The organism is Marinimicrobium sp. C6131 (genome assembly GCF_026153455.1).
Classification (GTDB): Bacteria; Pseudomonadota; Gammaproteobacteria; order Pseudomonadales; family Cellvibrionaceae; genus Marinimicrobium.
Map to the genome: position 1 here is coordinate 2,968,023 of NZ_CP110629.1, position 26,196 is coordinate 2,994,218.

A 26,196-nucleotide genomic window follows, 5' to 3' on the forward strand; every position below is an offset into this window, starting at 1 on the left:
ACGCTGCTTCCATTACCAACTGGCCTTCATGGTCACTGAAAATCCAAAATCCTGGTTGTCTTTGCGCTCAAACCGTTCCGGGGCCTTTACCGGCTCGCTGTAGAACAGCTCCAGATTGATGTATCGGCCGCTGGCGCGCACCCCGACGGTGGCGCCCGCCAGGGTTTCACCACCCGACACTCGCCCCACATCCAGGCCTAAATAGGGAGAAACTGAATAGCGCGAAAAGCGTGTTGAAGGGAAATAGGTCTGACTGATTTCGTTGCGCCAGTAGCCACCATTTCCGCCACTGACACCATCTTGCTCAAAGCCCCTTACGGTGTAGCGACTACCCAATGAGAGACTCTCGGCACTGTAGAGTGAGTCGTCTGAGTACTGGGCGCTCAGCCGGCTGCTCCATTGAGTCCTACCGCCCGGAATTGGGACCGGCAACCAATAAGAGGCATTGACATTCAGTTTTTCGAACGACTCGGTATAAAAGCTGCTTACTTCACCGGACAGATTGTTATCCAACCCTTTCACGTAAGAAGCCGCCAGCAATAACGTTGCACCCTGTTGAAAGTACCGCTCATGGTTAAGCGTCAGCTCGGCCGCCCGGTAGCTGACACTACTGGTGTCCAGGCGCACGTCTTCGAGGTAGTTATTATTTTCCTGCTGCTTCAGCAAAAGCTCTGCCGAGGTTTTACTGCTCTGGCTTCTGTGCAGCGTCCGCTCCAGTGTGAAGCGGTGCGTCTGACTGTCACCGGTGGAACGGAAAGTGCGCGAGGCTCCCTCCACCAGTGTCAGGTAATCAAACTGATTACCACCGAGTGAGACCAACCAGTACCCGTAGGGTATGGAGGTGTGATAGCCAACGCTTTCGCTGGACTGTTCTGCGCGGTCGCCCTCAATATTTCTCTGGTAATTCAGGTTCAGGTAGTCGCCATAGCCGGTCAGATTGTTCAGGCTGACGTTAAGCAGGCCCTGACGACGACCGGTAGACTCCTGCCCGCTGTTATTGACACCAACGTCGACGTTGGTCCATTGGTCCTGATCAACTTTGAGCACGACCACCGTACCGCCCACCTGCTCGCCCGGGGCGAACTCCACGGTCGCGCGAACACCGGCCAGACGGTTTATCTGGTCAAGCGCCTGCTCAATGGCTCGCAGGTTCAGAATGTCGCCCTCTGCGGAAGGCAGCAGGGTTGTCGCTATACGCTGTGCAGCGCCCTGGACGTCAAGCGCCTCGATACGCCCCTCAACGACCTGCACGACAAAAAGGCCGTCGGAGAGATCCTGGGGAGGCAGGTAGGCTCGGCTGGTGACATAGCCCGCTTCCAGGTAGGCCTGGGTGATGGTGCGCACCAGATGATTGATATCGTTTCGGGTCAGGCATCGGTCCTGGTAAGGAGACGCCCATTGATCCTGTTGTTCTTGGTCGAATCGAGTGACCCCTTTGAGCTGGACGACCTCGACAGGGAAGCACTCCTCGCCAGCGGAGTCACGCTCCATTTCAGGCGATTCGGGTAATTCGAACGGAGTGAACGTGTGTTCTCGTTGCTGGGCGCGACGCTCCTCTCGCAGTGCGTCCTGACGTTGACGTTCGAGCTCCTGCAAACGATTGGAGGTATCTACGGCTCCCTCCTGGGCAGCTACTTCGCCACCGACACCGCCTAGCAACGCGATGATGACTGCCGACGCGAGTGCGCGTCCCCACGGCATAGAACTGTCCCTGACCACCTTTGACCGACTCCCCGCCCTGTTTGATTATTGGTGCTTCCTACGATTTACCTGAATCAACCAGACCCCTTAATGTCCAGTTGATTATATGTCGCACATATCGTCAGGATGTTACCTGTTCCTGAGGGTGGAGGAGAAATAACAACGAGCTATAACGCCTAAAATGTGAACTCAACCGTTTTTATTGTGTGACAGGATTCACATTATTGAGCGGTTAACGCTGACAGTCAGTGCAATACACCGTTGTCCGGTTGTTCATCCGGATTTCTTTCAGCGCCTTGCCGCACTGCCTGCAGGGCTCGGCGCCTCGGCCATACACCAGCAACTGCTGTTTGAAGTAGCCCGGCTGCCCATCACCGCCGACGAAGTCTCTGAGCGTGGTGCCGCCCTGATCAATAGAGCGCTGCAACACAAAACGGATTTGGGCCACCAGGAGCTCGCTCTGCCGCCTGGTGAGCGTTGAGGTTTTTCGGATCGGTTTAATGCCCGCCATATACAGCGCTTCGTTGGCGTAGATGTTTCCCACCCCCACCACCGTTTTACTGTCCATCAGGAACTGTTTGATCGGCACCGAGCGCTTGCGGCTGCGTTTGAACAGATACTCAGGGGTGAAGTCTTCATCCAGAGGTTCCGGCCCGAGACTCGCCAACAGGCTGTGCTCGTAGGGATCCGATTCTACCCAGAGCAGGCAACCAAACCGGCGCGGATCACAGTAGCGCAACACCCGGTTGCCAAACGCAATATCGAAGTGATCGTGAAAGCGCGGCGGCTCCTCGGGTTTTACGATGCGCAGGCTGCCGGACATCCCCAAGTGAATCAGTGCCGTGCCACTGTCGAATCCCAGCAGCAGGTATTTTCCCCGGCGATTCACCGCGCGCAGTGTTTGCCCCTGAATGGCGGACGCCAGTGGTTCCGATATTGGCCAACGCAACTTGGGCTGACGGATGGCGACGTCGGTAACGGTTCGGCCTTCGATGTGGGGAGCAATACCCCGGCGGGTGGTTTCGACTTCGGGTAGTTCGGGCATAGCAATCTGGGGGTTGGGTTTGGGCGGGGTACTATAGCATGCTCAGGGGTCGTGTTGACCGGGGGAGGTTTTTGGTATGGCGTGCGCGCTCTGCGGTTGAGTGACGGCGGATGCGGCTACGCCTTATCCGCCCTACGCAACTGGGGTGTCGGATTACGCTTCGCTCCGAAGCGTCGGACCGATCCGACCTACGGGACGGTGGCGTTTACTCGGTGGGGGGTTGGCTGAAGATGCAGGTGAAGGTGCTGCCCACGCCCACTTCGCTGCTGATCTGTAGTTCACCGTCGTGACGCAACAGGACGTGTTTGACGATGGCCAGGCCGAGGCCGGTGCCCCCGGTGCCGCTGTTGCGACTCTGTTCAACACGGTAGAAGCGCTGGGTCAGGTGGGGAATGTGTTTGCTGTCGAAACCCGGGCCATTATCCTGCACGGAAAAAAAGATCTGCCGGTGTGCCTGCCACAAACGCATGGCAATCTTGCCACCGGCCGGGGTGTATTTCACGGCATTGGTGACCAGGTTGGAGAAGGCGCTGTGCAGTTCTTTTTCGTTGCCCATAAGCAGCAAGTCGGGCGACTCGCATTTCAGTGAGATTTCATGCCCTCGCTCTCCACTGAGCGCGGTGGCCTCGGAGCGAATCGCCTGCAGCAGGGGTTCCAGTTTCACCGGCTTGTGGTTGTAACCCGACTCTGTCGTTTCCAGTTTGGAGAGGGTAATCAGGTCGTTGATCAACAGCGACATACGTTTCGATTGCTGCTGCATCTGATCCAGTGCCCGCCGCCACGGCGGCGTCAGATCGGCGCCGCTGTCCGACAGGGTTTCCAGGTAGCCGCTTATGACGGTCAGCGGGGTGCGCAGTTCGTGGCTGACATTGGCCACAAAGTCCTGGCGCATCTGCTCGAGCTTGTGCAACTGGGTCACATCACGCACCACAATCAGCCGTTCGTTGCGACCAAAACGGGTGATCTGAAACTGCAGACGTTTGGAGGTGAAACGCGGCGAGGGAATTTCCAATGGCTCGCTGTAGTTGCCCTCTTCAAAGTAGTTCACAAACTTGGGGTGGCGGATAAAGTTGATGACGGATTTGCCCTGATCGCTGCTGTGAAAACCGAGCAACCGTTGGGCGGAGGGGTTCCACCAATCCAGGCAGCCGCGCCAGTCGAGCACAATCACACCATCGCGCAACGCTGCGCTGGTTTCCTGAACGCGGTTGATGACCGCTTGCAGACTGTTTTTCTCCTGCACCTGCCGGCGTTGCAGGTGGTAAATATTGTCGAACAGGTCGCCCCAAATACCGCTCGATTCCGGTGGTGGCTCATCGTTGTTACGCAGCAACCACTTGTTCAACCGGCGGATTTGCCACACCATCCAGGAGACGTACAGCAAACTGCCCGCCAACAGCGCCCACACCACATGGTCCAGCCAGAAGCCGACCAGGGCGCACAGAAAAAGGATTATCAGCAGGCGCCGAACCTCGACGCTGTAACCACGCAGCAAAATAACCGGCCTCTTCAGGGAGCCAAGGTACAGGCCCCGCGATTCAACGGATGTTCAGGGGTCAACCTGCCTGAGTCGAAAACCGGTAGCCGGTGCCGCGTACGGTCTGCACCAGATTCTCGTGGTCGTCTATGGCCAGTGCCTTGCGCAGGCGCCGGATGTGGACATCCACCGTACGCTCCTCCACATAGACATTGCCACCCCAGACATGATCGAGCAACTGGCTGCGAGTATAAGCTCTTTCCTGGTGAGTCAGGAAGAACTCCAGCAACCGATACTCGGTCGGGCCAATATCCACCGGCCGGTTGTTGATGGTGACCCGGTGGCTGGCGGGGTCCAGACACAGGCCCTGAACCCGGATCGGATTGCCATTGACCTGGGGGTCGGCCCGGCGCAATACCGCTTTGAGGCGCGCCACCAACTCCCGGGGAGAGAAAGGCTTGGTGATGTAGTCGTCCGCGCCGACTTCCAGCCCCTGAATCTTGTTATCTTCCTCACCCTTGGCGGTGAGCATGATGATGGGGACTTCCGCGGTCACTTCCTCGCGTTTGAGCCGGCGGGCCAGCTCTATGCCACTGGTGCCGGGCATCATCCAGTCCAGCAGCACCAGATCGGGCCGCTCGTCGACGATCAGCTCCAGCGCCTCCTGGGCGTTACTGGCTTCGAGACACTCGTAATCCGCCATCTCCAGGGCCACCCGGAGCATGTCGCGAATGGCGGCTTCGTCGTCAACTATGAGAATCCTGCGCCCTGCCATAATACCTGCCTGTCATCAGTGAACGATCGGGACGGCGGCATGACGCCGGCGCCCCGAGGTTGGAAATCAACCTTCGCGCCAGCGTATTTAATAAACTCAGTGTTACACAATTATGACAGAGCGGAAATGAATAGGGTTATTGTGACACCATGAAGTCAATCACGATGCCCGCAAAAATGACAAAGCCCACCCAGTTGTTGTTCAGAAAGGCTCGAAAACAGGGGTCCCGTTCCCGAAAACGGATCAGGTACTGATGGTAGCCAAAGAGCCCGGCCGCCGCGGCCAGCCCCAGATAATAGGGCACGCCGAGCTCAAAACGCCCGCCGACCATCACCAGCGCGTACAGGGTCAACCCCTGCAGCACCGCCACCATGACCCGATCCAGATCGCCAAACAGCACCGCCGTGGACTTGATGCCCACCTTGAGGTCGTCGTCCCGGTCCACCATGGCGTAGAGGGTGTCGTACACCACCGTCCAGAGCAGCACGGCGGTGTACAGCAGCCAGACATCCGTGCCCAGACTGCCCCGCTGGGCGGCAAACGCCATGGGAATCGCCCAGGCAAACGCCGCCCCGAGCACCACCTGCGGCAAGTGAGTGTAGCGCTTCATGAAGGGGTAGCAGAACGCCAGGGCGACCCCGCCCAATGAGAGCTTTACGGTGAACGCATCGGTGAACAGCACCAGGACAAAGGCGAGCAGACAGAGCGCTACAAACAGGGTGAGCGCTTCCCGTTCCGAGACTTCGCCGGTGGCCATGGGACGGGCTTTGGTCCGTTTGACGTGACCATCGAAATGCCGATCGGCATAGTCGTTGATCACACAACCGGCCGAGCGCATGACAAATACCCCCAGCACGAAGATGACCAGCAGATCCCAGTCCGGCACGCCGCCGGCCGCCAACCAGAGCGCCCAGAGGGTAGGCCAGAGCAACAGAAAACTGCCGATGGGACGGTTCAGTCGGGTCAGGCGCAGGTAGGCGGACAGCCTTCCGCGCCAATCGATTCGGGAAGAATTCGGGTCGGCACGGCAGCGGTTTTTTTGAGCAGACGGTCGTTTCATAGACTCACACGCTCCACAAAGGCAGGCAAAAACACTTCACTGACCAGCAGCGGGCGCCCCTCCAGGCGAAAGACGGACCGTCTCCCCCAGAGTGTCTGCCCCTGCTGCAACGACGGTGGCACATAACGCTGGCCGGGCATCAGCCGGCTGATTTCCATTGGCTCGCGCTCCAGGTCCGGCTGACGGAACAGAAAGCCTCCCAGCGGCCGGGTGTTCAACTGACGCAATTGACGCAATCGCCCCTTGAGGCTGCTCAGGGGCAGCAGGCTGCGGGCAAATACCCAGGATTCGCCTTTTCCCATCAGGATGACTTCCCGCACCAGTACCCAGCGGCCGGGGCCGACCCCCAGGCACCGGCGCTCGGACACGTCCGGCCGGGCCAACCCCTGGCGCAGCACGCGGACCCGGAACGCCCCCTGACTGAAAGCCATCAGTTTGGCCGTCAGAGAGCCCTGATCCCGCAGCCAGGGCCTCAGGGCAGCCGGCCAGGTACCCAGTCGCCCCTGGCTGGCCGGACGCCACCGTGGCGCCTGCGATCCGGGCGCAAACCCACCGGCCACCGGGCGGTTGGCCCGCAATACTGGAATATCCTGTGTCAAAAATGCCTCCCAATGGCATGGCGGTCGCCGTTGCACCCCGGCGCTGCATAAGCTCACATCGGCGGCTATTCTAACAGCTTCCCCCAGCCCTGCAGGTGGCGGGCGACTTTACCCGGCCGGCCGGGATTGCTTTAATGGCCGCTTCCTTTATACCGATAAGAGTCCGCTATGACCCTGACCAAACGCATTCTGCTCGCCATGATTCTCGGTGTCGGCACGGGGGTACTGATCCACCTGATCGCGCCCTCCGAGGATCATTTTCTGCGCGCCTGGCTGGCCCGGGGTCTGTTCGACGGCATCGGCCAGGTGTTTATCGCCTCGCTGACCCTGTTGGTGGTTCCGCTGGTGTTCGTCTCGCTGGTGTGCGGTAGCGCCGCGCTGGGAGGGCACAGCCGCATGGGCGCCCTGGCGATCAAGACCATTGGCCTCTACCTGGCCACCACGGCGGTGGCCATTACCCTCGCCCTGGGCATTGGGCAACTGGTGAAACCGGGGGAAGGCATTGACATGCCCGGTGAAGTCGAGGAGTTTGAAGTCGCCGACAAGCCGTCCCTGAAAGACACCCTGGTAGGCATCTTCCCCAGTAACCCGGTGGAGGCCATGGCCGAGGGCAACATGCTGCAGATCATTGTCTTTGCCCTGCTGCTCGGCATCGCCATCTCCCGCAGTGAGCACAAAGCCTCCCACTACATGCAGGAATTTTTCGGGCACCTGAACACGGTGGTCCTGAAGCTGGTGATGATTCTGATGCACCTGGCGCCCTACGGTGTCTTCTGTCTGCTCGCCAAACTGTTTGCCGATCTGGGCTGGAGCGCCATCGCCGACCTGGCCCTGTACTTTTTTACCCTGCTGTTTGTGTTGCTCTTACAGGGGCTGGGGGTTTACAGCCTGTTGCTCAAGCTGCTCACTGGCCTGAATCCGGCGATTTTTCTGCGCAAGATGCGCTCGGTGATGGTGTTCGGTTTCAGTACCGCCTCCAGCAATGCGACCATACCCGTTACCCTGCGTACGGTGGAACAGGATCTTGGGGTGGACAACCGGGTGGCCTCATTTTCGGTGCCGCTGGGTGCCACCATCAATATGGATGGCACCGCCATCATGCAGGGCGTTGCGACAGCGTTTATCGCCCAGGTGTACGGTATCGATATTGGCCTGATGGGTTATCTGATGGTGGTGCTGACCGCGACCCTGGCGTCGATCGGGACCGCCGGGGTACCCGGCGTCGGGATGATCACCCTGGCGATGGTGTTGCAGCAGGCCGGCCTGCCGGTGGAAGGCGTCGCACTGATCATCGGGGTGGACCGGCTGCTGGATATGGTGCGTACTGCGGTCAATGTGACCGGTGATGCGATGGTATCGACGGTCGTTGCGAACAGCGAAAAGCTGCTGGATCGCACGCAGTTTGAGCGTCCGGTGTCCGCCGAAGACTGAAGCTCAATGCCCAGTCAGGACGCAAACCACGCCCGAACGGCCTCGGGCAACGGGCGGGATTTACCGTCGGCACCGACCCAGACCACCTTGGAATGGGCTTCGGCGCACGGTTGTTCCAGGTTGTCCGTGGTGTACAGCTTGTAATAGGCCACAAAGCTGGACCGGCCTGGCTTCGCCGCATAGCAGTCGATGCGGATGGTCGCCGGGTAGACCACCGGGCGCAGAAAGGTACAGCCAACCGTGACCACCACCGGGTAACTGTCCGCCGCCAGTGTGATCCCCGCCCGGGACAACCACTGGAAACGGGCCTCCTCACAATAGCGCAGATACAGCGTGTTATTGACATGCCCGAACGCATCCATATCCCCCCAGCGCAGCGGGATGTCACAGGAAAAATTGGGCTCTGGGGGCAGGGTGTCTGTCATCGTGCGGTTCACTTCCGGTCTTGTATCACGCCTGAATGCGCGCCTTGAACGATACGCTGATCTCGCCCAGCTCACCGAACTGAACCCGTACCGGCTCTTCCATCGGCGCTTCAAGCACACCGGCATAAGAACCGGTAATGATGATCTCGCCGGCTTTCAGCCCTTTTCCCCGGCTGCGTAAAAACTCGACCAGCCAATACAACGGGGCGCGTGGATGGGTATTGGGATGACGGCCCTGATGACGCTCGGGGCCGGCACTACGGGTGTGCAGCGTGATCGGTAACTCACTCGCCTCCAGAGCCAGCTCCGGATCCACTTCCGGACCAATGAACAACCCCTGATTCAGCAGACCGTCCGCCAACATTTCCGGAAACGCCACCTCAGCCGGGTCGGCGTAACGGCTGTGGATCAGTTCGAGCACAAGATGGGTGTGGGCGATGGCCTGATCCACCTCGCTATTCCGGTAGGGATAATCCCTCGGCGGCAGATCCCGCCCCAGGACAAAGGCCAACTCCGGCTCAATGCGGGCAAAGCCCTCTGGTGCCCACACGGAAACCGGAACGCCCCGGTGAATATCCTCCGCATGAATCGGCGCCACGACCAGGCGGCCCGGCGGCGGCTCGAGGCATTTCCAGCCACCGATGTGTGCCCCCAGATCCCGGGTGACCGCCGCCTGAATGGCGAGGGCAGACTCGAGATCCTCGGGGCGACAGTCCTTGGGCAGGCGTTCCGCCTGAACACCACTGCGACGTCGCTCTGCCAGAATACGGGCCGCCTTGGCGATCCCTGACGGGTTCAACATAGCGTCTTCTCTCGACTGAAGGAGCCACCCTGGTGGTTGGCCCCGCGCTAACGATGGTGGCGACGGCGGTTAGCGGGGGCTGAGCTGTAAAGCAATATGGTCCAGATCGTCCAGGGACTCCATCACATTGATGACCGTGGCCTGGGCCTTGTCCGGATCGAGGTGCAGGTCGGCAAAGACCGACGCCGGGATTTCCAGTTTCGGCCCCAACCCTACGCCCTGCTGAAGCAGCAACCGCTCGGCCACATAAATCAGTTTGGCGTACTGGTGGTGCTCGCCCTGATAGCGGGGATTGTTCTGGTGACGCAACGCAACGACCACCTCTTCCGGCATGGACCAGAGAGACATGAGAGTACTGGCAAGCTGCTCGCGGGTCACGCCCAACAGGTGCCGTTCGATCGGCTGGTGAGTGCTGTGCGGATTGGCTTCCGTCATCCGACAGTACTGACTGAAGTAGGGCGGAAACAGCTCCGCGAGAATCAGAAATCCGAAGTTGTGCAACAGACCGGACAGGTAAGCCATGCCAAACGTGGGCCGTTGCTCCCGGGGAATGGCCGTGACCAGCCCTTCAATGGTGGCCGCCATGTACACCGACTTCTGCCAGTAACCCAGGTAACCCTCCGGGCCGTCTTTGGGGATACTCAGGCTTCTTCCCAGAGCAAGCCCCAACGCCAGGTTGAGCACCATATCAAAGCCCAGTACCCGAACAATGGCATCGTGGATGGATTTGATTTTACCCGGTGCGGAATAATAGGGCGAGGCGGCCCAACTCACCACCTGAGCCGCCAGGCTCGGGTCGGTTTCCACCACCTGAGCCAGATCGCTGATGTCGGCGTTGGGGTCCACGCGCAGGTTGATGATCCGCTGTGCGGTCTCGGACAACGGCGGCAACTCCAACGTTTCTTCCAGGCGCTGCCGGATGCGCAGTTGCGTAAAGTTGCGCACCGCGCCGAGGATCTGTTCCTCATCCCGCTCCGCACTGATATCCACTTCCAGTGGGTCCAGAGGTGTGGCGATATCACAGATGATGGCATCTTCCAGAACCTGCTGAAAATCATCCCGGTTGATGTGCAGCAACTGGGTGTCGTCACCGGAGTCGAGTAACAGACTTTCCCGGCGCAGCAGCTGTTTATCCACCAGCGTGGGAAGGCCGGCCAGCTTGGGAAGCGCGGGTACCGACTGCAGACTGTAGGTATCGCAGAACTGGCGGACCGCGTCCTGATTGGTGGCCCGCAACTCCCGGTCCATCTGACGATTGACGGCATTCAGATCGAGCAAGGTGTCGGCGGATATCACCGCGAGAATGCGGCCTTTTTCATCTTCCAGCAACACCGCTTTGGCCGCTCCGACATTGCGCAGGTGCTGGTCGTGCCACAGGGGTTGGTTGTTGGCATCCACCGGCGCGGTGGCCAGGTCATAGTGGATATTTTGGCTGTTCAGCAAAGACTCGACGCTGGTGGGTAGCGGCACGTTTGACTCCTTTTTGTTCAACAGACGCCCGTTCTTGATTTGGGTCGGCCAGTGTCGCCGAAAATTACGACTCCAATATGACGTTCAGTGTGTAAGAAGCCGGGCGCTTGTTCAAGCGTTTTATGCACAGGTTCTGCTTATTGAAGCCCGCCACACGGGGCTTTATCAGTTATTCAGTTTAGTCGATGCGCGCCGGGCCGATGTCGACTGGTGCACAGTTTGGCTTTTCACACCTGAAAATACCGCCGGTTATCCCCCAGCCAACGATCCATGATGGCATTGCACAGTGCCGGGTGGCGATGCATCAGCCCGTGGGCACCTTCCTGGACCCGCGACAACAGATGGGCATCGCGCTGCAGATCCGCTATCCGGAACTGCATTTCCCCGGTCTGCCGTGTGCCCAACACCTCACCGGGGCCACGAAGCTCCAGATCCCGCTCGGCGATCACAAACCCGTCACTGGAGTCCCGCATCACGCCCAACCGCTCCCGGCTCTGCCGCGATAGCGGCGAGCCGTACAGCAAAACGCAGTGACTGGCCTCGGAGCCGCGCCCCACCCGACCGCGCAACTGGTGCAACTGGGCCAGCCCGAGTCGCTCGGGATTTTCGATGATCATCAAGCTGGCGTTGGGCACATCCACGCCCACCTCGATCACGGTGGTGGCCACCAGCAGATCCAGCTCCGCCGCCTTGAACGCCGCCATCACCGCTTCTTTTTCCTTGGCCTTGAGTCGACCGTGCACCAACCCCACACGCAAGTGCGGCAGAGCCACCGCCAGATTCTCCGCCGTGGCCTCCGCAGCCTGGGCGGCCAGGGTTTCCGATTCTTCGATGAGGGTACATACCCAGTAAGCCTGACGACCCTGCTCACAGGCTCGGCTGACCCGCTCAATCACTTCCGGACGGCGCTGCTCACTGATCACGACCGTGGTCACCGGCGTACGGCCCGGGGGCAGCTCATCGATGACCGAGGTGTCCAGATCGGCGTAGGCACTCATCGCCAGGGTCCGGGGGATGGGTGTGGCGGTCATGATCAACTGGTGCGGGCGCAACCCGCGGTGGCTGCCCTTCTGTCGCAGCTCCAGGCGTTGATGCACCCCGAAGCGATGCTGTTCATCGATAATGACCAACCCCAGGTTGGCAAATTCGACTTCCTCCTGAAACAGGGCATGGGTGCCCACCACCACTTTTGCCTCGCCGCTGGCCAGTCGGGCCAGTTGTTCCCGGCGCCGGGCGACGGTAAGGCGTCCGGTCAGCCAGCCGAGCTCTATCCCCAAAGGCTCAAGCCAGGCGCCAAAGTTGTTGCGGTGCTGCTCGGCCAGAATTTCCGTCGGTGCCATGATCGCCGCCTGGTAGCCACTGGCCACCGCAGTCAGCGCCGCCAGGGCCGCCACCAGGGTTTTGCCCGAGCCGACATCCCCCTGGACCAGACGCAACATGGGTACGGGCTTGACCAGATCTTCGGCAATCTCACGGCTGACCCGCTGCTGCGCGCCCGTGAGCTGAAAGGGCAACTGGCTCAAAAACCGCTTGTGCAACGCCGGGTCCGGGGCGAGCGATGGCGCCCCCTCGGACTGGGTCTGCTGACGCAGAACCAACAGACTCAGATGGTGGGCCAGCAATTCTTCAAACGCCAGCCGCTGCTGGTAAGGGTGGGTGCCCTCCATCAACCTCGCCACATCCGCCTCCCGGGGGGGCGCATGCAGGTAGCGCAGCGCATCGGCCAAGGGTACCTGATCCAGTTCCCGGCGCAGTTCCTCCGGCAACAGCTCGGTCAGCGGGTGTTGATCGAGAAAGGTCAGAGCCTGGTTGGCCAGGGCACGGATACGCTGCTGGGTAAGTCCTTCGGTGGCGGGATACACCGGCGTCAGCCGGTCATCCAGAGTCACCGCGTCGGCACCGTCGAGAAATTCATACTCCGGGTGATAGAACTCCAGACCCGAGGCGCCCCGGCGACTCTCCCCGAAACAGCGCAGGCGGGTGCCCGGTGCCAGGCGCTGCTTCTGGGCACCGGAGAAGTGATAGAAGCGCAAGGTGGTGGTGCCCGAACCATCCTGCAGCCGACAGACCAGGCTGCGACGGCGTCCGTAGACCACATCCACCGCGCGAATCTCACCCTCAATCACCGCATTGACATTGGGTTGCAGGGCGCCGATGGGAGTCACCCGGGTGCGGTCCAGATAGCGCAACGGCAGGTGGAACAGCAGATCCTGAAGCGTGTGGATACCCAGCTTGCCGAGCTTCTCGGCCAGCTTGCCGCCCACCCCTTTCAGCGCCGTGACGGAGACTTGATCCAGGTTGGCCGGGTCCTTGGTCACGCAGCGCTCCGGTTACTCGGCGTCGGTCAGACGGCACATGTTGATGGCTTTACGCAGCGCCTCAATGGCTTTGTAGCGGGGGAAGCTGGCCCGCCAGGCCAGCGCCACGGTGCGACTCGGCGCCGGCTGGGTGAAGGGGCGAGTCACCAACATGTTATTGGAGTAGTTGGCCGTGACCGCCGCGGACATGGGCAGAATCGTGATCCCCAACCCGGAGGCCACCATGTGACGCAGAGTCTCCAGAGAGCTGCCCTCGGCGGCAGTGCGGATGCGGCTGTGGGGGTCGTCCATGGAAGACTGCAGGTTCGGGCAGGTCGCCAATACCTGATCCCGGAAACAGTGTCCCTCACCGAGCAGCAGGACATTCTCGGCGTCCAGCTCGTCGGGGTGGATCGCTTCCTTTTCGGCCAGCGGATGATCGTGGGGCATCAACACGACGAAGGGTTCATCGAACAGTGGCTGGGTCACCACGTCCGCCTCGGTAAACGGCAGGGCCACGATGATCACATCCAGTTCACCCTTGCGTAATTTCTGGCGCAAAGTCGCGGTGTAACCCTCTTCCACGTACAGCGGCATTTTGCTGGCAATTTTCTGCAGTTCGGGGATAAAGTGCGGTAACAGGTAGGGGCCGATGGTAAAAATGGCCCCCACATGCAGGGGGCTGCTCAGTTGGTCTTTGCCAGCGTTGGCGATATCCTTGATGGCGGCGGTCTGTTCCAGTACCAGATTGGCCTGGGCGACGATCTTCTCCCCCAAAGGCGTGGCCTGGACCCGGGACTTGGACCGTTCGAACAGGGCAACCCCCAGCTCTTCCTCCAGTTTCTTGACCGCGATACTGAGGGTCGGCTGACTGACAAAACAGCGCTCGGCCGCACGACCGAAATGCTGTTCCTGAGCGAGGGTTACGATATAACGCAGTTCTGTTAAGGTCATGCTGGTCCCGTATTTGCTCACGCCCGGCGAGTTGCCCGGCACTCCGACAATTTGACCACAAGTTTGCCCTGTTATGATCGAAGACGCAAAGGTAAATAGCCAGAAACTATTGATTGTCGGTTGCGGCGATCTGGGCCGCCGCCTGGCGAAACGCATGGCACCCTTGGGGTACCGGGTTACCGGTCTGCGCCGCCGGCCTCCCGCCGACACCGGGAGCCTCCATTACCGGGCGGTGGATACCGCCGATGCGGTCGCCCTTGAGCAGGTTCTGGCCGAGGGCTTTGACGTGATTGTGGTGACCATGACCCCCTCGGAGCGCGGCGATGAAGGCTACCGCCGGGCCTATGTGCAGACCTGCGAGCACCTGATAGCCGGGCTGAGCGCCACCGGGATGGCGCCCCGTCTGATTCTGTATGTTTCCAGCACCGGCGTTTACGGCCAGAACAACGGTGAGTGGGTGGATGAGCGCAGCCCGACCCAACCAAACCGCGCCAGCGGCGAGCGCCTGCTGGAGGCCGAACAGATCATTGCCCGGAGTGGATTCGAGCACTGCACTGTGCGCTTTAGCGGCATTTATGGCCCCGGCCGGGACCGGATGCAGACGCTGGTGCGCCAGGGCCGCGCCACCCTGAGCGGTCGCTACACCAACCGCATTCACGCCGATGACTGCGCCGGGGTGATGGCGCACCTGATTGAGCGCCATCGCCAGGGGCTGCCCATCGAGTCACTGTATCTGGCGAGCGACGACGAGCCCGCCCCCATGGCGGAAGTGGTCAATTGGCTGGCCATGCAGATGAAAGTGGATCAGGCGCGCTTTGCCCCGGATGACGGCGGCCTCGGGAAGCGCTGCGACAATCGCCGGCTCAAAGCCGACGGCTACGAATTCCGGTATCCAAGCTACCGCGAAGGGTATGAGGCGTTACTCAGTGACTCTCGATAGCGCACTGGATTACAGGAAAAACAGCCCGGTTACCGTGCCATACATGATAAACGCCGCCAGAGGAATGTACCCGGCGAGCGTCGCAAGCTCCGCTCCCAGTGGCAGCGCGGGTCGCCACAGGTTGATCAGCAGATACGCCGGAAAATAGTAGCGCGGATCCACCATCGGGTGTGCCACCACGGCCAGGGGCGCGATAAGCAACAACCAGTAGCAGCGCCGGTCCGGATAGGGCATAACCGCCAGCGTCAGCGCCATCCAGGCCATGGGTACAAACAGCAGCCCACGCAGCCACAGAAATTCCTCCAGCAGGTGCAGCCAGCCGTTGTGCACAAAGAAGGTGTAGTGGGTGCGGTTATAACCGTGGTCGTTCGAGTAGAAGCTCATATAAAACGCGAACGCCGCCAGCAGCAGCCCCCATACCCAGGGACGCCGCAACACGCGGACAATGCCGGGCAGTTGCTGGATGCACAAGGGCAGAAACAGCAGCCAGGCACAGAACAGAAAGCCATAGAGGTTACTGAGATTGAAGCGCATCAGAGGGTGACTGCCACTGTCCCCGATCGCCACACCGCCGTTGATCAACACGAAGCCGATGAACGCGATAAACAGCACCAGGAATATCGCCCCCCGCAGTAACGCATCCCGAAGCACGGCACGCCAGGCAAAGGGACGACTCAGCGTCAGGTGTTCCGTGGCCATAAACAGGTAGGCGAGCCCCAGCCAGATGATGGCATCCTGACGAATCAGCACCGCCCCGAAGCCAAACAGGCCCGCCAGCCAGGACCTGCGCTCCAGTACCGCCAGAAAACACAAGGCAATAAGCAGCAGTGCCCACAGGTCGGTGTACACCAGAAAGTAGTAGGGAAATATGAGTGGCGCGAACAACAATTGTGCGGTACGCGCCGTGGCGGTGGCGGGCCGATAACGGCGCACCATGCGGTGAAACACCGGCAACAGGCACAGCGCCACCAGCAGGTTGACCAGGCGCAACAGATAATCGTGGTAGTAACCGATCAGGTTCATCACCGAGGCGATGATCTGGTGATAGAAGGTGGGTGTGGTGATGGTGTCAAAGGGCTCGTTGCCCCCGACGTAGTAATGCCAGATCTGATGGGCGTGGAAGCCCTCGTCCGAGGCCGGCCCACCCAGCACGCAGGAAGCCGCGTAGCCGAAGACCACTCCGGCCCAGACAACCAGCCAGAGCGGGCCGCGGGCCGCCCCGGTGTCAGCGTTCACTGGGCGTGCTCCACAGCCTCAGGGGTCCCCTGGAGTACCTCGAGGAAGTCGGCGCCAAAGCGCTCCAGCTTGCTGTCCCCCACACCGCTGACGTCGAGCAGTTCACCCGGGGTCTGGGGACGTCGCTCCAACATATCCCGCAAGGTGACATCGTGGAAAATGACATAGGGAGGCACCCCGTGCTCTTCCGCCAGCCGGCGACGGCAGGCGCGTAACGCCTCCCACAGAGGGCGATCCGCCTCGGCAATGTCGGCATCGGGGCGACGGGCGGTGCGGGTACTGGTCGGCTTGCGGGTGCGGATATCCCGGCGCAGGTGCACCCGCTGCTCGCCGCGCAGGATCGGCCGGCAGCTCTCGGTCAGTTGCAGCCCACCAAAGCCTTCCGGGTCCACATCCAGATAACCGGCCGCGACCAGTTGGCGCAACACGGCCCGCCACTCATCCGCGCTCATATCCTGACCAATACCGTAGGTGGACAACTTGTCGTGCCCTTGGGTCAACACTTTCTCATTGCTGCTGCCCCGGAGCACATCGACGATATGGGTGGCGCCGAAGCGTTGGCCGGTGCGGTACACACAGGACAGCGCCTTCTGCACCGCCTCGGTGGCATCCCAGGTCTGGGGCGGCGTCAGGCAGGTGTCGCAATTGCCGCAGGGCTCATCCAGCGCATCGCCAAAATAGCGCAGCAGAATCTGGCGTCGGCAACTGGTGACTTCACACAGGCCCAGCATGGCGCTCAGGCGCTGCTGCTCCTGGCGTTTGAACTGTTCATTACCCTCGGAGCCACCCATCATCTGGCGCAGTTTGACCACATCTTCCAGCCCATAAAGCAGCAGGGCCGTGGCGGGCTGGCCATCGCGTCCGGCCCGGCCGGTTTCCTGGTAGTAGGCTTCAATGCTTTTGGGCAGATCCAGGTGGGCGACAAAACGCACATCGGGTTTATCGATGCCCATGCCGAAGGCGATGGTGGCCACCATGATGATGCCGTCCTCTCGCAGAAATCGGCTCTGGTGGGTCTCCCGCAGGTTGCCCGGCAGGCCCGCGTGGTAAGGCAGGGCGTTGAACCCTTCCTTCTGCAACCACTCGGCGGTCTGTTCTACTTTTTTGCGGGACAGGCAATAGACGATACCCGCCTGCTGGGGGTACTCGTCTTTGAGAAAGCCCAGCAATTGGCGGCGCGGGTTGTCTTTCTGCTGAATCCGGTACTGAATGTTGGGCCGATCAAAGCCGACGATGAATTGCCGGGCCTCACTCAGCTGCAACCGCTCGATGATCTCCTCCCGGGTGCGCATATCCGCCGTGGCGGTCAGGGCGATGCGCGGTACCTGGGGGAATTCGTTGTGCAGCAGTTCCAGACGCAGGTAGTCGGCACGGAAATCGTGCCCCCATTGAGCCACGCAGTGGGCTTCATCGATCGCAAACAGGGCGATGTTGGCCTGGTGCAGAAGATCAAGGGTGCGCGGCTGGATGAGGCGCTCGGGGGCGATGTAGAGCAGGTCGAGTTCGCCGCTGAGCAGGGCCCGCTCGGTGTCCACGACATCGGGCCAGGCGAGGGTGGAGTTCAGAAAGCCGGCGCGCACACCGAGCTCCCGCAGGGCGGTCACCTGGTCTTGCATCAGGGCGATCAGGGGGGAAATGACGATACCGGTGCCCGATCGGGCGAGGGCGGGAATCTGATAACAGAGGGATTTGCCGCCGCCGGTGGGCATGAGCACAAGGGCGTCCTGGCCTTCGATAACGGCGTTGACGATGCGTTCCTGTTGGCCGCGAAAGTCGTGATAGCCGAAGACGTGCTGAAGAATGTCCTGAGGGTTCTGCATGGCGGGCAGTATACTGGGCGCCCCCTTTAAATGGTAGGCCACCCGAAGAAGAACGCGTAGTCAGTTATAAGGTAGAAAAAAGAAAGGGGACCCTCATAACTCGGTAACTTGCTGTAACAGCAAGGTGCGAAGAACCGAGAGCATTGGAGGTGTCCCCTTATGCGCAAGTATAACTATCGTGCCCAAAATTTCCAGAAGGTGAACTGGGATCAACTGCGTGAGCAGACGGCGGGCGAGCGGTTGATTCTGGCGATTGATGTGGCCAAGAAGGACTTCTACGTGGCGCTGATGAAGCCGGACCGGACGGTTCTGAAGACCATCCGCTGGGAGCATCCGCAACAGAGCCCGGCCCTGCTGCGGGAACTGGCGAACCTCAAGGCTCAGCGCCTGGAGGCGGTCATGGAGCCGACCGGTACCTATGGCGACGCCTTGCGCTACCAGTTGAGAGCTCTGGGTGCCGAAATCTACCGGGTCAGCCCCAAGCGGGTGCACGACGCCGCTGAAGTGTATGACGGGGTCCCGAGCCTGCACGACGCCAAGGCGGCTTACCTGATCGGCCGGCTGCACCTGGATGGCATCAGTCAGCGCTGGCGCGAGCCGAGTGAAGCGCGTCGAGCTCTGCGAGCCTTACTGAATCGGCTGGAGCAGGTACAGGAGCGCCACCAGCGGGCACTGAATCGGCTCGAAGCGTTGTTGGCCCGGCACTGGCCGGAGGCGCTGTGCTGGCTGACATTGCAGAGCGCCAGCTTGCTGCACCTGCTGGCCGAGTACGGCGACCCGGTTCGGGTGACGGCACAGCCGGAGCAGGCGGACCGACTGCTGCGCCGAGTCGGTGGGCACATGCTTAAGACGTCCAAGCGCGAAGGCCTGCTGCGCAGTGCCGCCACGACCTTGGGCGTGCCGGTGGTCGAGACCGAACACGAACTCATCCGGGCCCTGGCCCAGGAGATGCTGGACACACGGGCGCAGTCCCGCGAGCTGGAGCGAGCGCTGTCCGAGCACGTCGAGCACACCCGGGAGCTGGCCTGGATGGCCGAGGCACTGGGCCATAACAGCGCGGTGGTGCTTTACTGTGCCCTGGGTTCGGCCAATGACTACCCGCGTGCGGCCAGCTATCTGAAAGCGGCGGGGCTGAACCTCAAAGAGCGCTCCAGCGGCAAACACAAAGGGCAGCTGAAGCTGACCAAGCGAGGGCCCGGGGTGGTGCGCCACTACCTGTACTTCGCCGCCCTTCGCCTGATACGTCAATCAGGCCCGGCCAGAGCCTGGTATGACGCCAAGCTGGCCCGACACCGAGGCCCCAAGGGCAAACTGATCATCGCGCTGATGCGCAAGCTGGCCAAGGCGCTGTGGCATGTGGCTCAAGGCAAGCGGTTCGATCCGGCCAAGCTCTTTGCCGAGCCACCCCGGGCCGAAGTGGCATAAGCACCACCGAGTCGACCGATGAGGACGAACAGAGACGAGCAACAGGAGCGAGCAATGAGTTAATCCAGCCGTAACACGCTGGCAACGAGTCTTCCTTCGGGCTGACCTTCGATCCGACCTCTAGCCCAGTCTTGAGGCTCCTAAGTAGTCAAGAGGCAGCCCGCGGGATGATCCATGGAACGCGATACCCAAGGTAACTGAGTTGATGCCGCCAGGCGGACATCCGATGCGAGAGGTTCGGTTGACCCCATGGACGTTCATCCGGGAGGCCTTCGAGCTGGCACACAGGCTAAACACACGAGTACCACCGGCATGTGCGTCAACGACTCAGGCAATGCCAGCAGACTCGTGTGCCCAACAGGCAGGTAAAATGATTAAATAAAGGGACTTGACTGAGTTATGAGAGGTCGGATTAGCGATAGCGTAATCCGACGAATGGTTATTGGACTTCGCTCCGAATGCTACGGGAGGGTATACCTTTCCAAGACACGGACTCAGCGCATCTCCACACAAAGCCTATCGGTTTGCATCACGTTCGGGCCAAGGAGGGGAAGCCCTTTCAAGACACGCCGTAAACCCATCCCTGGGGGCTCGACGCGCGGAGTCCCTCCGCTTACGGTCTTGAAAGGGCTTCCCCTCCTCGGCCCTAAGTGCCTAATCTAACCCTATTTATGAACACCATAAGTGTCAAAACAAAAGGGGCTATTTCCCGAGACGTAAAGCCCGCTCCGCGGAGGGAGGGTATACCGTTTCGGGACCGTCACCCGCCTGGACGGCGGGTGTCGAGCCCCCATGGATGGGTTCACGGCGTGTCCCGGAACGGTATACCCTCCCGCAGCACTCTAGTCGAAGCACAATGCAACGACAGAGTCAGTCACACACGCTTCCATTTACCTCTGGCACTTGCGCGGAACCGCTGCCGCCCTTGCTCACCTGGAAGCCGAACTCCACGGACTGGCCCGGCTGCAGGGTGCCGTTCCAGCCCAGATCGGTGGCGGTATAAGGGTTGCTGCCAGAAACCTGTGCGTTCCAACTGTTGGTGACCGACGAGCCGTCTGAATACTCCCAGTTCACCGACCAGCCATTGATCGCCTGGGCTCCCGTGTTGCTGATCAGAATAGCCGCAGTGTAGCCCGTGCTCCACTCATTGCTGATCTGATACTCACACTGGGCCAGGCCGCCATTGTCGGAACTTGAACTCGAGCTGGACGACTCACTGCTCTCGGATTCGCTGCTGCTCTGACTGCTCTGCGAACTGGAGCTGGACGAGGAGCTGCTGTCGTCACCGACAATGCCATAGGGGTCCGGCTGGGACTCGCAGGTGCTCGGCGCGATGCAGCTCTGGTTATCCTCCCAACCCCAACCGCTCTGGGTCTGTTCGCACAGCGGGTACAGCGTGCCGTACCAGTTGCACTGTTGCCCTGCGGGTTCGGAAGACGAGGAGCTGGACGACGAACTGCTGGAGCTGCTGCTACTGGAACTCGACTCGCTGCTCGACGAACTGGAGGATGAACTGCTGGACGACGAGCTTGAGGAAGAGCTGGATGAATTGCCCCCTTCGGCGTAGTCATCATGGAAGGCGAGCACCCAGGCCAGCGCACTGTTCCAATTGATGGTGATCTCGTTGGTGGACCAGGCCTCGATATCATCCAGGTAGCAGGTGGCCGGAGCCGATTCGCAGCCGCTCAGGGCATTGCGGGAAACGTCGTCCTCCAGGCCGTAGTTCGGACCGCCGGCCAATGCACCGGGCGGTAGCCACGGATAGCTGCCATCAAGGGCGCCGGCCCAGAACCGGTGGTGCGGTTCGGTCAACGCGTCTTCGCCGTGCCCGGAGACAAACGAGAACGACAGGGTATTGCGACCGAAGAGGTAATCAATCCCCGAACCCACACCGTGAGCATACTGATCGTCTCCGGTGAAGTCGTAGGCCAGCCCCAACAGGAACAGCTTGTTGGCGATCACATTGTTCGACCCCCAATAGTATTCCTCATCAGTATTGGGCACCCGATAGCCGGTATTGGCAATGGTGATCAGATGCGTGTCGGCCACCGACTGGATGTACTGTCGTGCATCGCTGCGCAGGCTGGCGGTGTGCTCGGCGGGCACCGTGGCAAGGGACATGACCCCGGGCAGTTCCGTATCGGGCCAACCCCAGTCGATACGCTCCAGTTCATAGTTCTGCAGCGTGGGCAGGTAACGGCTGTCACCCGTGGTGATGTAAAGCTCCGCGGCCGCCCAGTAGAACTCATCGGCGGGTTCGTCGTCGCCGTAGGCACCACCACCGTTGTCGTAACCGCTGGTGTAGACATCCCCCGGATTTGCCTCGGCGGCGTCCCAGGCGCGCTCGGCGGCGGTCAGGCAACGATCGGAAAATTCACTGTCGATCCCGGCCCAAATGCGGGCACACTGCGCCGCCGTTGCCGCCAGGTTCAGGGTGGCGGTCACACTCGGCGGTACCAGGGCCCGGGCACTGCTGTCTTCGTGCGGCGCCAAAGGCAGACCGGTCCAACCAACGTCATGCATTTTGTGGTGCGCCATACCGGCTTTGGCTTCACCCTGGGGCACCTGCATGGACAGCAGGAACTCCATCTGCCAACGCACCTCGTCGAGCAGATCGGGGATGCCGTTACCGCTCTCGGGAATGTTCATCGTACCGTCGGCAAAGCGGTCCAGATTGCCCCCCAGGTGCTGGGCGCGCTCATACATATTGAGCAGCTTCCAGGCAGAGATGCCGCCATTGACCACATACTTGCCGTGATCGCCCGCGTCATACCAACCCTTGGTCACATCGAGGGAATAGTTACAGGTACCTTCCCAACAGGGCACATCGTAGTCGCCCTGGTTGACGCCCTGATTCAGATGGCCGGCCGGACGGGACCAGCGGGCATCGCTCGCGTAGCTGGTGTTGCCACCGCCGGTGTACTGGGTTTCGATCTCGATGCCGCTGCGGTTGTGGTAAAAGTATTTCAGCGAGTCGTATAAAGGGCCGGTAAAGTTATCGGCCGAAATGGAGAACGGGTAGCTCTCATCACCGTCGATCATCAGCACATAGCCGTCGCCTTCCACCGTGACATCGGAAAAACCCAGATGGTGTACGTGATCACCGGACGCCGGATCCTGGCCGACCGGCACGGTTGTGCCTTCGGCAACCAATGAGCCGTTCTGATACAGTCGCCAGGCTTTGCCTACCGTGCTGTCGCTGACATAGGTCGCGACTTTTTCGCCGTTGGGCAGATAACCCACCTGGTTGACCCGAGGGTTACCGACGTCGGCGAATGCCTGGGAAGCCGTTGCCAAAAGTACCGCGCTGGCCAGGGTGTTACGAGCCACGGTGAACCGTGACGATTGCCGATTTGAAGCTGTTACCTTCATGGTTATTATCTCCGATTATTGTTGGCGGTTCAGTTCCATTGCAGTAACGACTCGGGGGCGACGCGCTGATGCAACTCACGCACCTCCCTGCCCTCGAGGTCCATCGTGCGCACAGACAAAGTACGCGCATCGAGTGTCTCGGCGAATAAAAAACCGATGCGACGTCCGTCCGGGGAAAACACCGGCGCCCCATGTCGGCCTTCGCCCTGAGTCAGCTGACGGGCATTGCCCGACCGGTCACTGAGAAAAATCTGCATACTGCCTTCGTACACCTGTTCGCGCTGCGTCTCGTCGTAATGGAAATCAAAATCCACCAGCGCGGCGTAGAGCAGATCATCCCCGTCCGCCGACCATTGCACCGGGTTCTGTACGTGATGCTCCGGGTTGGATAGACGCCGACGTTGCCCGGTCTTCAGGTCATACAGATATAACCGGCGGGCACGATCCGGGCTGTTGACGATGTAGGCCACGGCGGAGCCATCGGGGGACCAGCTCACCCCGGTAATGACCGAGCCGGGCTCTTCCGGCTGCAGGTCCGGCAGCTCGGGGGCACTCTCCCCCGGGGCCGCGACAAACTGCAGGCGCGATCGACCGGGATCAAACACCACCACGGCGATGGCACGTCCGTCGGGAGCCCAGGCGTAGTCGAGAATGTCCCGGGCCAGGGTGACCGGCGTCGCGTCGCGCGCATTGAGGTCAACCACCTCCAGCGCAGCACTTCCGGGCCGGGCGTGAATGTAGGCCACAGATTCGCCGGTCGGGCTGAACCGGGGCGATACCGCACTGTATTCGGTGTCGGTGATGAGCTCGGGCTCGGCATTGCCGGGTTCGAGCAGGAAGACCTGCAAGCGTTCGCGACCCTTGTCCAGGTGAATCTGATCGCGACCGTGACGGTTGGACATAAACACCAGCGTTCCCTGCGGCGACCAGTGCGGTTGTAAATCCCGCCAGCGCTCGCTGAGCAGCACAGGATCGCTTTTCCCGGTCGGGGACACCCGCTGCAACTGGGTCACCGGGCCCATCTTTTTCTGTACAAACGTCAGTTGGCCGTCCGCTGCGACGGGTGACGAAGGGGTGGTCTGACAGCCCGTCAGGCCGGTCAGCACCAGAATCAGTGCGCCGAGCACACACTGAAATCTTGGGTAATATTGAAACCGTAAAAATGTGTTATTCATGAAATAACGCTCAATCAAAGCCTGGTTGATCACTGGTTACAAAACAGAAGCCTCGTGCCTCCATCGCGACTCGTACGTCGGGAAGCACACCACCGCCCGATGGCGGTGGTGTGCGACCGGCGGCGAAAGGGGGGAACACCGCCGGTCAATTTCACCTGATTCCGCGCAACATCAATCCAGCGGCGGATAGGCGTTCTGCAGGTACAGCTCGAAAGCCTCCGGGAACCAGCGACCGGCGTGCGGTGCGTTGGGCAGTGCTCCGGTGGGAACCCCGGCGTCTTCGTTGTTTTCATTGGGGTTACACATGCCATCGTGCTGCTTGGCCGGATCGTTCGGATCTGGCTCGAAGTCCGGATCGGAGATACCGTCGGATTCACCCTGCGGCTTCACCCAGACATAGGCGTCGATGCCCGGAGCCGGATTGGCCTGGGGACGCTCGCCCACCCCACCGGGCTGGTTGCACCAGTTCCCGCGATGGTGACGACGGTCGATGCGCGACTCATCCACATAGGTATCCAGATCCGTGCTGGACGACACGCCCGTGGGACGATCCGGTCCACCCCAACCGTTACGGCCGGTGTCGATCAACATACCGATCTCACTCGGGAAGCCCTGCTGGATCATCGCCTGACGCCAGTCCTGCGCGAACTCGATTTCCCCGAAGTAGGGGTTCCATTCATAGAAGGAGCTGGAGCGAACCGGCTGACCACCCACCTGCAGGCTGGGGTCGGGCAGATATGGCTCTTCCAGTGGCGTGTAGTTGGCCGAGTTGGTGACAAAGCCCGCGATGCTGTCCACACCTTTGTCAGTGCCCTGGATGGTGTTTCCGATAAGCTGAACGGCCTCACTGAAGTTGTCGCTCCAGCCCAACCAACCGCTGTGGGCAATATCAACATAGGAATACACATTGGGCAGGGTGCTCAACTCATTGAGCGCATGCTGAATGCCATCCTCGTAGCCACCCGGTCCGGCCGCTTCCTGACAGTCGGGCTCATCCAGGTTGGTGACCAGATTGGGCAGGGAGTCGACCTCCACAATGGCGACGATGTGCAGGTCGCTGTATTCCGGCTGGCCCAGCAGTTGCACGATCGGGGCAATGTAATCCTGCTGATAGATTTCGAAACCATTCTCCGAAATCCTCAGCTCGCCATTGGACGCCAGAGCGGCGCAATCGCGGTTGGGCAGGTTGTACACCACAAACATGAAGGTGTCCGCCCCCTGATTGACCGCTTCATCCAGGTGGCCTTTCAGGCCGATACCGTCGGTGATCGCACCAATGCGATCCATCCACACGGCGGTATTTTCAAAGGCGATGGCCTCGCCACCGGGTTCCGCCAGCGCCTTGGCCGACCAGACCGGATCGACATACAGGGTGGTGCCGTCAAATGGGTTGTCGACACGCGTGTAATTGCCATCGGAGGATGAACTGCTGGAGGACGAACTGCTCTCGCTGGAGCTGCTGTCACTGCTGGAGGAATCCGAACTGGAAGATTCCGAGCTGGACGACTCGCTGCTCGAAGAGGAAGAGCTTGACGATGAAGAAGAACTGCTACTGCCGTCGCCATCAATCACCCCATAGGGGTCCGGTTGCCCCTCACAGGTGCTGCGGGCGATACAACTCTCATTGTTTTCCCAGCCCCAACCACTGTCGGTGGTTTCACACAGGGAGTAGGTCGTGCCGTACCAGTTGCACTGCTGCCCGGTGCCGCCCGGGTCACTGCTCGAGGACGCACTGCTGTCACTCGATGAGGACTCGGAACTCGAGCTGGAAGACGAACCGCCGTCGTCACAGAGTGCACCCTCCAACGTCGGTTGTTCCGCCGCGCCTCCGTTTTTGTCCACCTGAAAACCGAAGCTGACACTCTGCCCCGGCTGGAGCGTGCCATTCCAGCCCATATCACTGGCGGTATAGGGATTACTTCCGGAGAACTGGGCGTTCCAGCCGTTGGTCATGCGGTTGGCGTCAAACGTCCAACTCACATCCCATCCGCTGACGGCGCTGGCACCGTCATTGGTCAGGGTGACCTCGGCGGTGTAGCCGTTATCCCATTCGTTATTGACCGAGTAGGCGCATTCGGCTGATGCGCCGTGACTGGCGGCAGCAATAGCCAACCCCAGCAGCGCCAGACCACTGCCTTTTTTTACTGTCGTTATCATTGTGTTGGATCTCCTTAAAACGTACTTGGAAAGTT

The 26,196-nt window shown here is 60.7% G+C and carries 19 protein-coding genes; 3 read left to right on the plus strand and 16 right to left on the minus strand.

Going from position 1 to position 26,196, the window contains the following annotated elements:
- Positions 1 to 12: 12 nt before the first annotated feature.
- The 6 genes from OOT55_RS12775 to OOT55_RS12800 form a co-directional block, all read right to left on the minus strand.
- Complete coding sequence (locus OOT55_RS12775; RefSeq protein ID WP_265366246.1) at positions 13 to 1,701, minus strand: ShlB/FhaC/HecB family hemolysin secretion/activation protein; 1,689 nt, start codon at positions 1,699 to 1,701, stop codon at positions 13 to 15.
- 232 nt (positions 1,702 to 1,933) lie between these two features.
- The gene (mutM, locus tag OOT55_RS12780) at positions 1,934 to 2,746 is read right to left on the minus strand and encodes a bifunctional DNA-formamidopyrimidine glycosylase/DNA-(apurinic or apyrimidinic site) lyase (protein ID WP_265366247.1); all 813 of its coding nucleotides are present in this window, start codon (positions 2,744 to 2,746) and stop codon (positions 1,934 to 1,936) included.
- 205 nt (positions 2,747 to 2,951) lie between these two features.
- Positions 2,952 to 4,241: a phosphate regulon sensor histidine kinase PhoR gene (gene phoR, locus OOT55_RS12785; RefSeq protein WP_265366248.1), complete on the minus strand. Its 1,290-nt coding sequence runs from the start codon at positions 4,239 to 4,241 to the stop codon at positions 2,952 to 2,954.
- Between the two features lie 61 nt (positions 4,242 to 4,302).
- Positions 4,303 to 4,998, minus strand: a complete 696-nt coding sequence (phoB, locus tag OOT55_RS12790) for a phosphate regulon transcriptional regulator PhoB (protein WP_024461605.1) — start codon at positions 4,996 to 4,998, stop codon at positions 4,303 to 4,305.
- Between the two features lie 136 nt (positions 4,999 to 5,134).
- Entirely contained in the window at positions 5,135 to 6,058 is a 924-nt protein-coding gene (gene ubiA, locus OOT55_RS12795; protein WP_265366249.1) for a 4-hydroxybenzoate octaprenyltransferase, read from the minus strand.
- Positions 6,055 to 6,657: a chorismate--pyruvate lyase family protein gene (locus tag OOT55_RS12800; RefSeq protein WP_265366250.1), complete on the minus strand. Its 603-nt coding sequence runs from the start codon at positions 6,655 to 6,657 to the stop codon at positions 6,055 to 6,057. Before OOT55_RS12800 ends, ubiA begins: the two co-directional genes overlap by 4 nt.
- A gap of 168 nt (positions 6,658 to 6,825) precedes the next feature.
- Between OOT55_RS12800 and OOT55_RS12805 the strand changes: the two genes are divergently transcribed.
- Positions 6,826 to 8,088, plus strand: coding sequence for a dicarboxylate/amino acid:cation symporter (locus tag OOT55_RS12805; RefSeq protein WP_265366251.1), 1,263 nt, complete (start codon positions 6,826 to 6,828; stop codon positions 8,086 to 8,088).
- Positions 8,089 to 8,102: 14 nt separating this feature from the next.
- Here the strand turns inward: OOT55_RS12805 and OOT55_RS12810 are convergent, their stop codons facing one another.
- The 5 genes from OOT55_RS12810 to OOT55_RS12830 all read right to left on the minus strand — a co-directional run bounded on the left by OOT55_RS12810 (position 8,103) and on the right by OOT55_RS12830 (position 14,036).
- On the minus strand, positions 8,103 to 8,513 hold the full coding sequence (locus OOT55_RS12810; RefSeq protein ID WP_265366252.1) for an acyl-CoA thioesterase: 411 nt from the start codon (positions 8,511 to 8,513) through the stop codon (positions 8,103 to 8,105).
- Between the two features lie 25 nt (positions 8,514 to 8,538).
- Positions 8,539 to 9,315 carry a 2-keto-4-pentenoate hydratase gene (locus OOT55_RS12815; protein ID WP_265366253.1) on the minus strand — a complete coding sequence of 259 codons (777 nt, stop codon included), beginning with the start codon at positions 9,313 to 9,315 and terminating at the stop codon, positions 8,539 to 8,541.
- Positions 9,316 to 9,384: 69 nt separating this feature from the next.
- Positions 9,385 to 10,785 (minus strand): HDOD domain-containing protein, encoded by a 1,401-nt coding sequence (locus OOT55_RS12820; RefSeq protein ID WP_265366254.1) that lies wholly within the window; start codon positions 10,783 to 10,785, stop codon positions 9,385 to 9,387.
- A 227-nt stretch (positions 10,786 to 11,012) separates the two neighbouring features.
- The gene (gene recG / locus OOT55_RS12825) at positions 11,013 to 13,103 is read right to left on the minus strand and encodes an ATP-dependent DNA helicase RecG (protein ID WP_265366255.1); all 2,091 of its coding nucleotides are present in this window, start codon (positions 13,101 to 13,103) and stop codon (positions 11,013 to 11,015) included.
- Positions 13,104 to 13,115: 12 nt separating this feature from the next.
- Positions 13,116 to 14,036: a hydrogen peroxide-inducible genes activator gene (locus OOT55_RS12830; RefSeq protein WP_265366256.1), complete on the minus strand. Its 921-nt coding sequence runs from the start codon at positions 14,034 to 14,036 to the stop codon at positions 13,116 to 13,118.
- A gap of 73 nt (positions 14,037 to 14,109) precedes the next feature.
- On the opposite strand from OOT55_RS12830, the gene OOT55_RS12835 reads away from it, so the two are divergent.
- Complete coding sequence (locus OOT55_RS12835; RefSeq protein ID WP_265366257.1) at positions 14,110 to 14,976, plus strand: SDR family oxidoreductase; 867 nt, start codon at positions 14,110 to 14,112, stop codon at positions 14,974 to 14,976.
- Positions 14,977 to 14,985: 9 nt separating this feature from the next.
- Here OOT55_RS12835 and OOT55_RS12840 read toward each other — a convergent pair whose 3' ends face one another.
- On the minus strand, positions 14,986 to 16,212 hold the full coding sequence (locus OOT55_RS12840) for a hypothetical protein (protein WP_265366258.1): 1,227 nt from the start codon (positions 16,210 to 16,212) through the stop codon (positions 14,986 to 14,988).
- On the minus strand, positions 16,209 to 18,032 hold the full coding sequence (recQ, locus tag OOT55_RS12845) for a DNA helicase RecQ (RefSeq protein ID WP_265366259.1): 1,824 nt from the start codon (positions 18,030 to 18,032) through the stop codon (positions 16,209 to 16,211). The genes OOT55_RS12840 and recQ overlap by 4 nt, the downstream gene beginning before the upstream one ends.
- A 159-nt stretch (positions 18,033 to 18,191) precedes the next feature.
- On the opposite strand from recQ, the gene OOT55_RS12850 reads away from it, so the two are divergent.
- Positions 18,192 to 19,457 (plus strand): IS110 family transposase, encoded by a 1,266-nt coding sequence (locus OOT55_RS12850; protein ID WP_265365638.1) that lies wholly within the window; start codon positions 18,192 to 18,194, stop codon positions 19,455 to 19,457.
- A gap of 870 nt (positions 19,458 to 20,327) precedes the next feature.
- Here OOT55_RS12850 and OOT55_RS12855 read toward each other — a convergent pair.
- The 3 genes from OOT55_RS12855 to OOT55_RS12865 all read right to left on the minus strand — a co-directional run bounded on the left by OOT55_RS12855 (position 20,328) and on the right by OOT55_RS12865 (position 26,161).
- On the minus strand, positions 20,328 to 22,829 hold the full coding sequence (locus OOT55_RS12855) for a glycoside hydrolase family 9 protein (protein ID WP_265366260.1): 2,502 nt from the start codon (positions 22,827 to 22,829) through the stop codon (positions 20,328 to 20,330).
- Positions 22,830 to 22,858: 29 nt separating this feature from the next.
- On the minus strand, positions 22,859 to 24,004 hold the full coding sequence (locus OOT55_RS12860; protein WP_265366261.1) for a hypothetical protein: 1,146 nt from the start codon (positions 24,002 to 24,004) through the stop codon (positions 22,859 to 22,861).
- Positions 24,005 to 24,175: 171 nt separating this feature from the next.
- On the minus strand, positions 24,176 to 26,161 hold the full coding sequence (locus tag OOT55_RS12865; RefSeq protein WP_265366262.1) for a glycoside hydrolase family 6 protein: 1,986 nt from the start codon (positions 26,159 to 26,161) through the stop codon (positions 24,176 to 24,178).
- Positions 26,162 to 26,196: the final 35 nt, after the last annotated feature.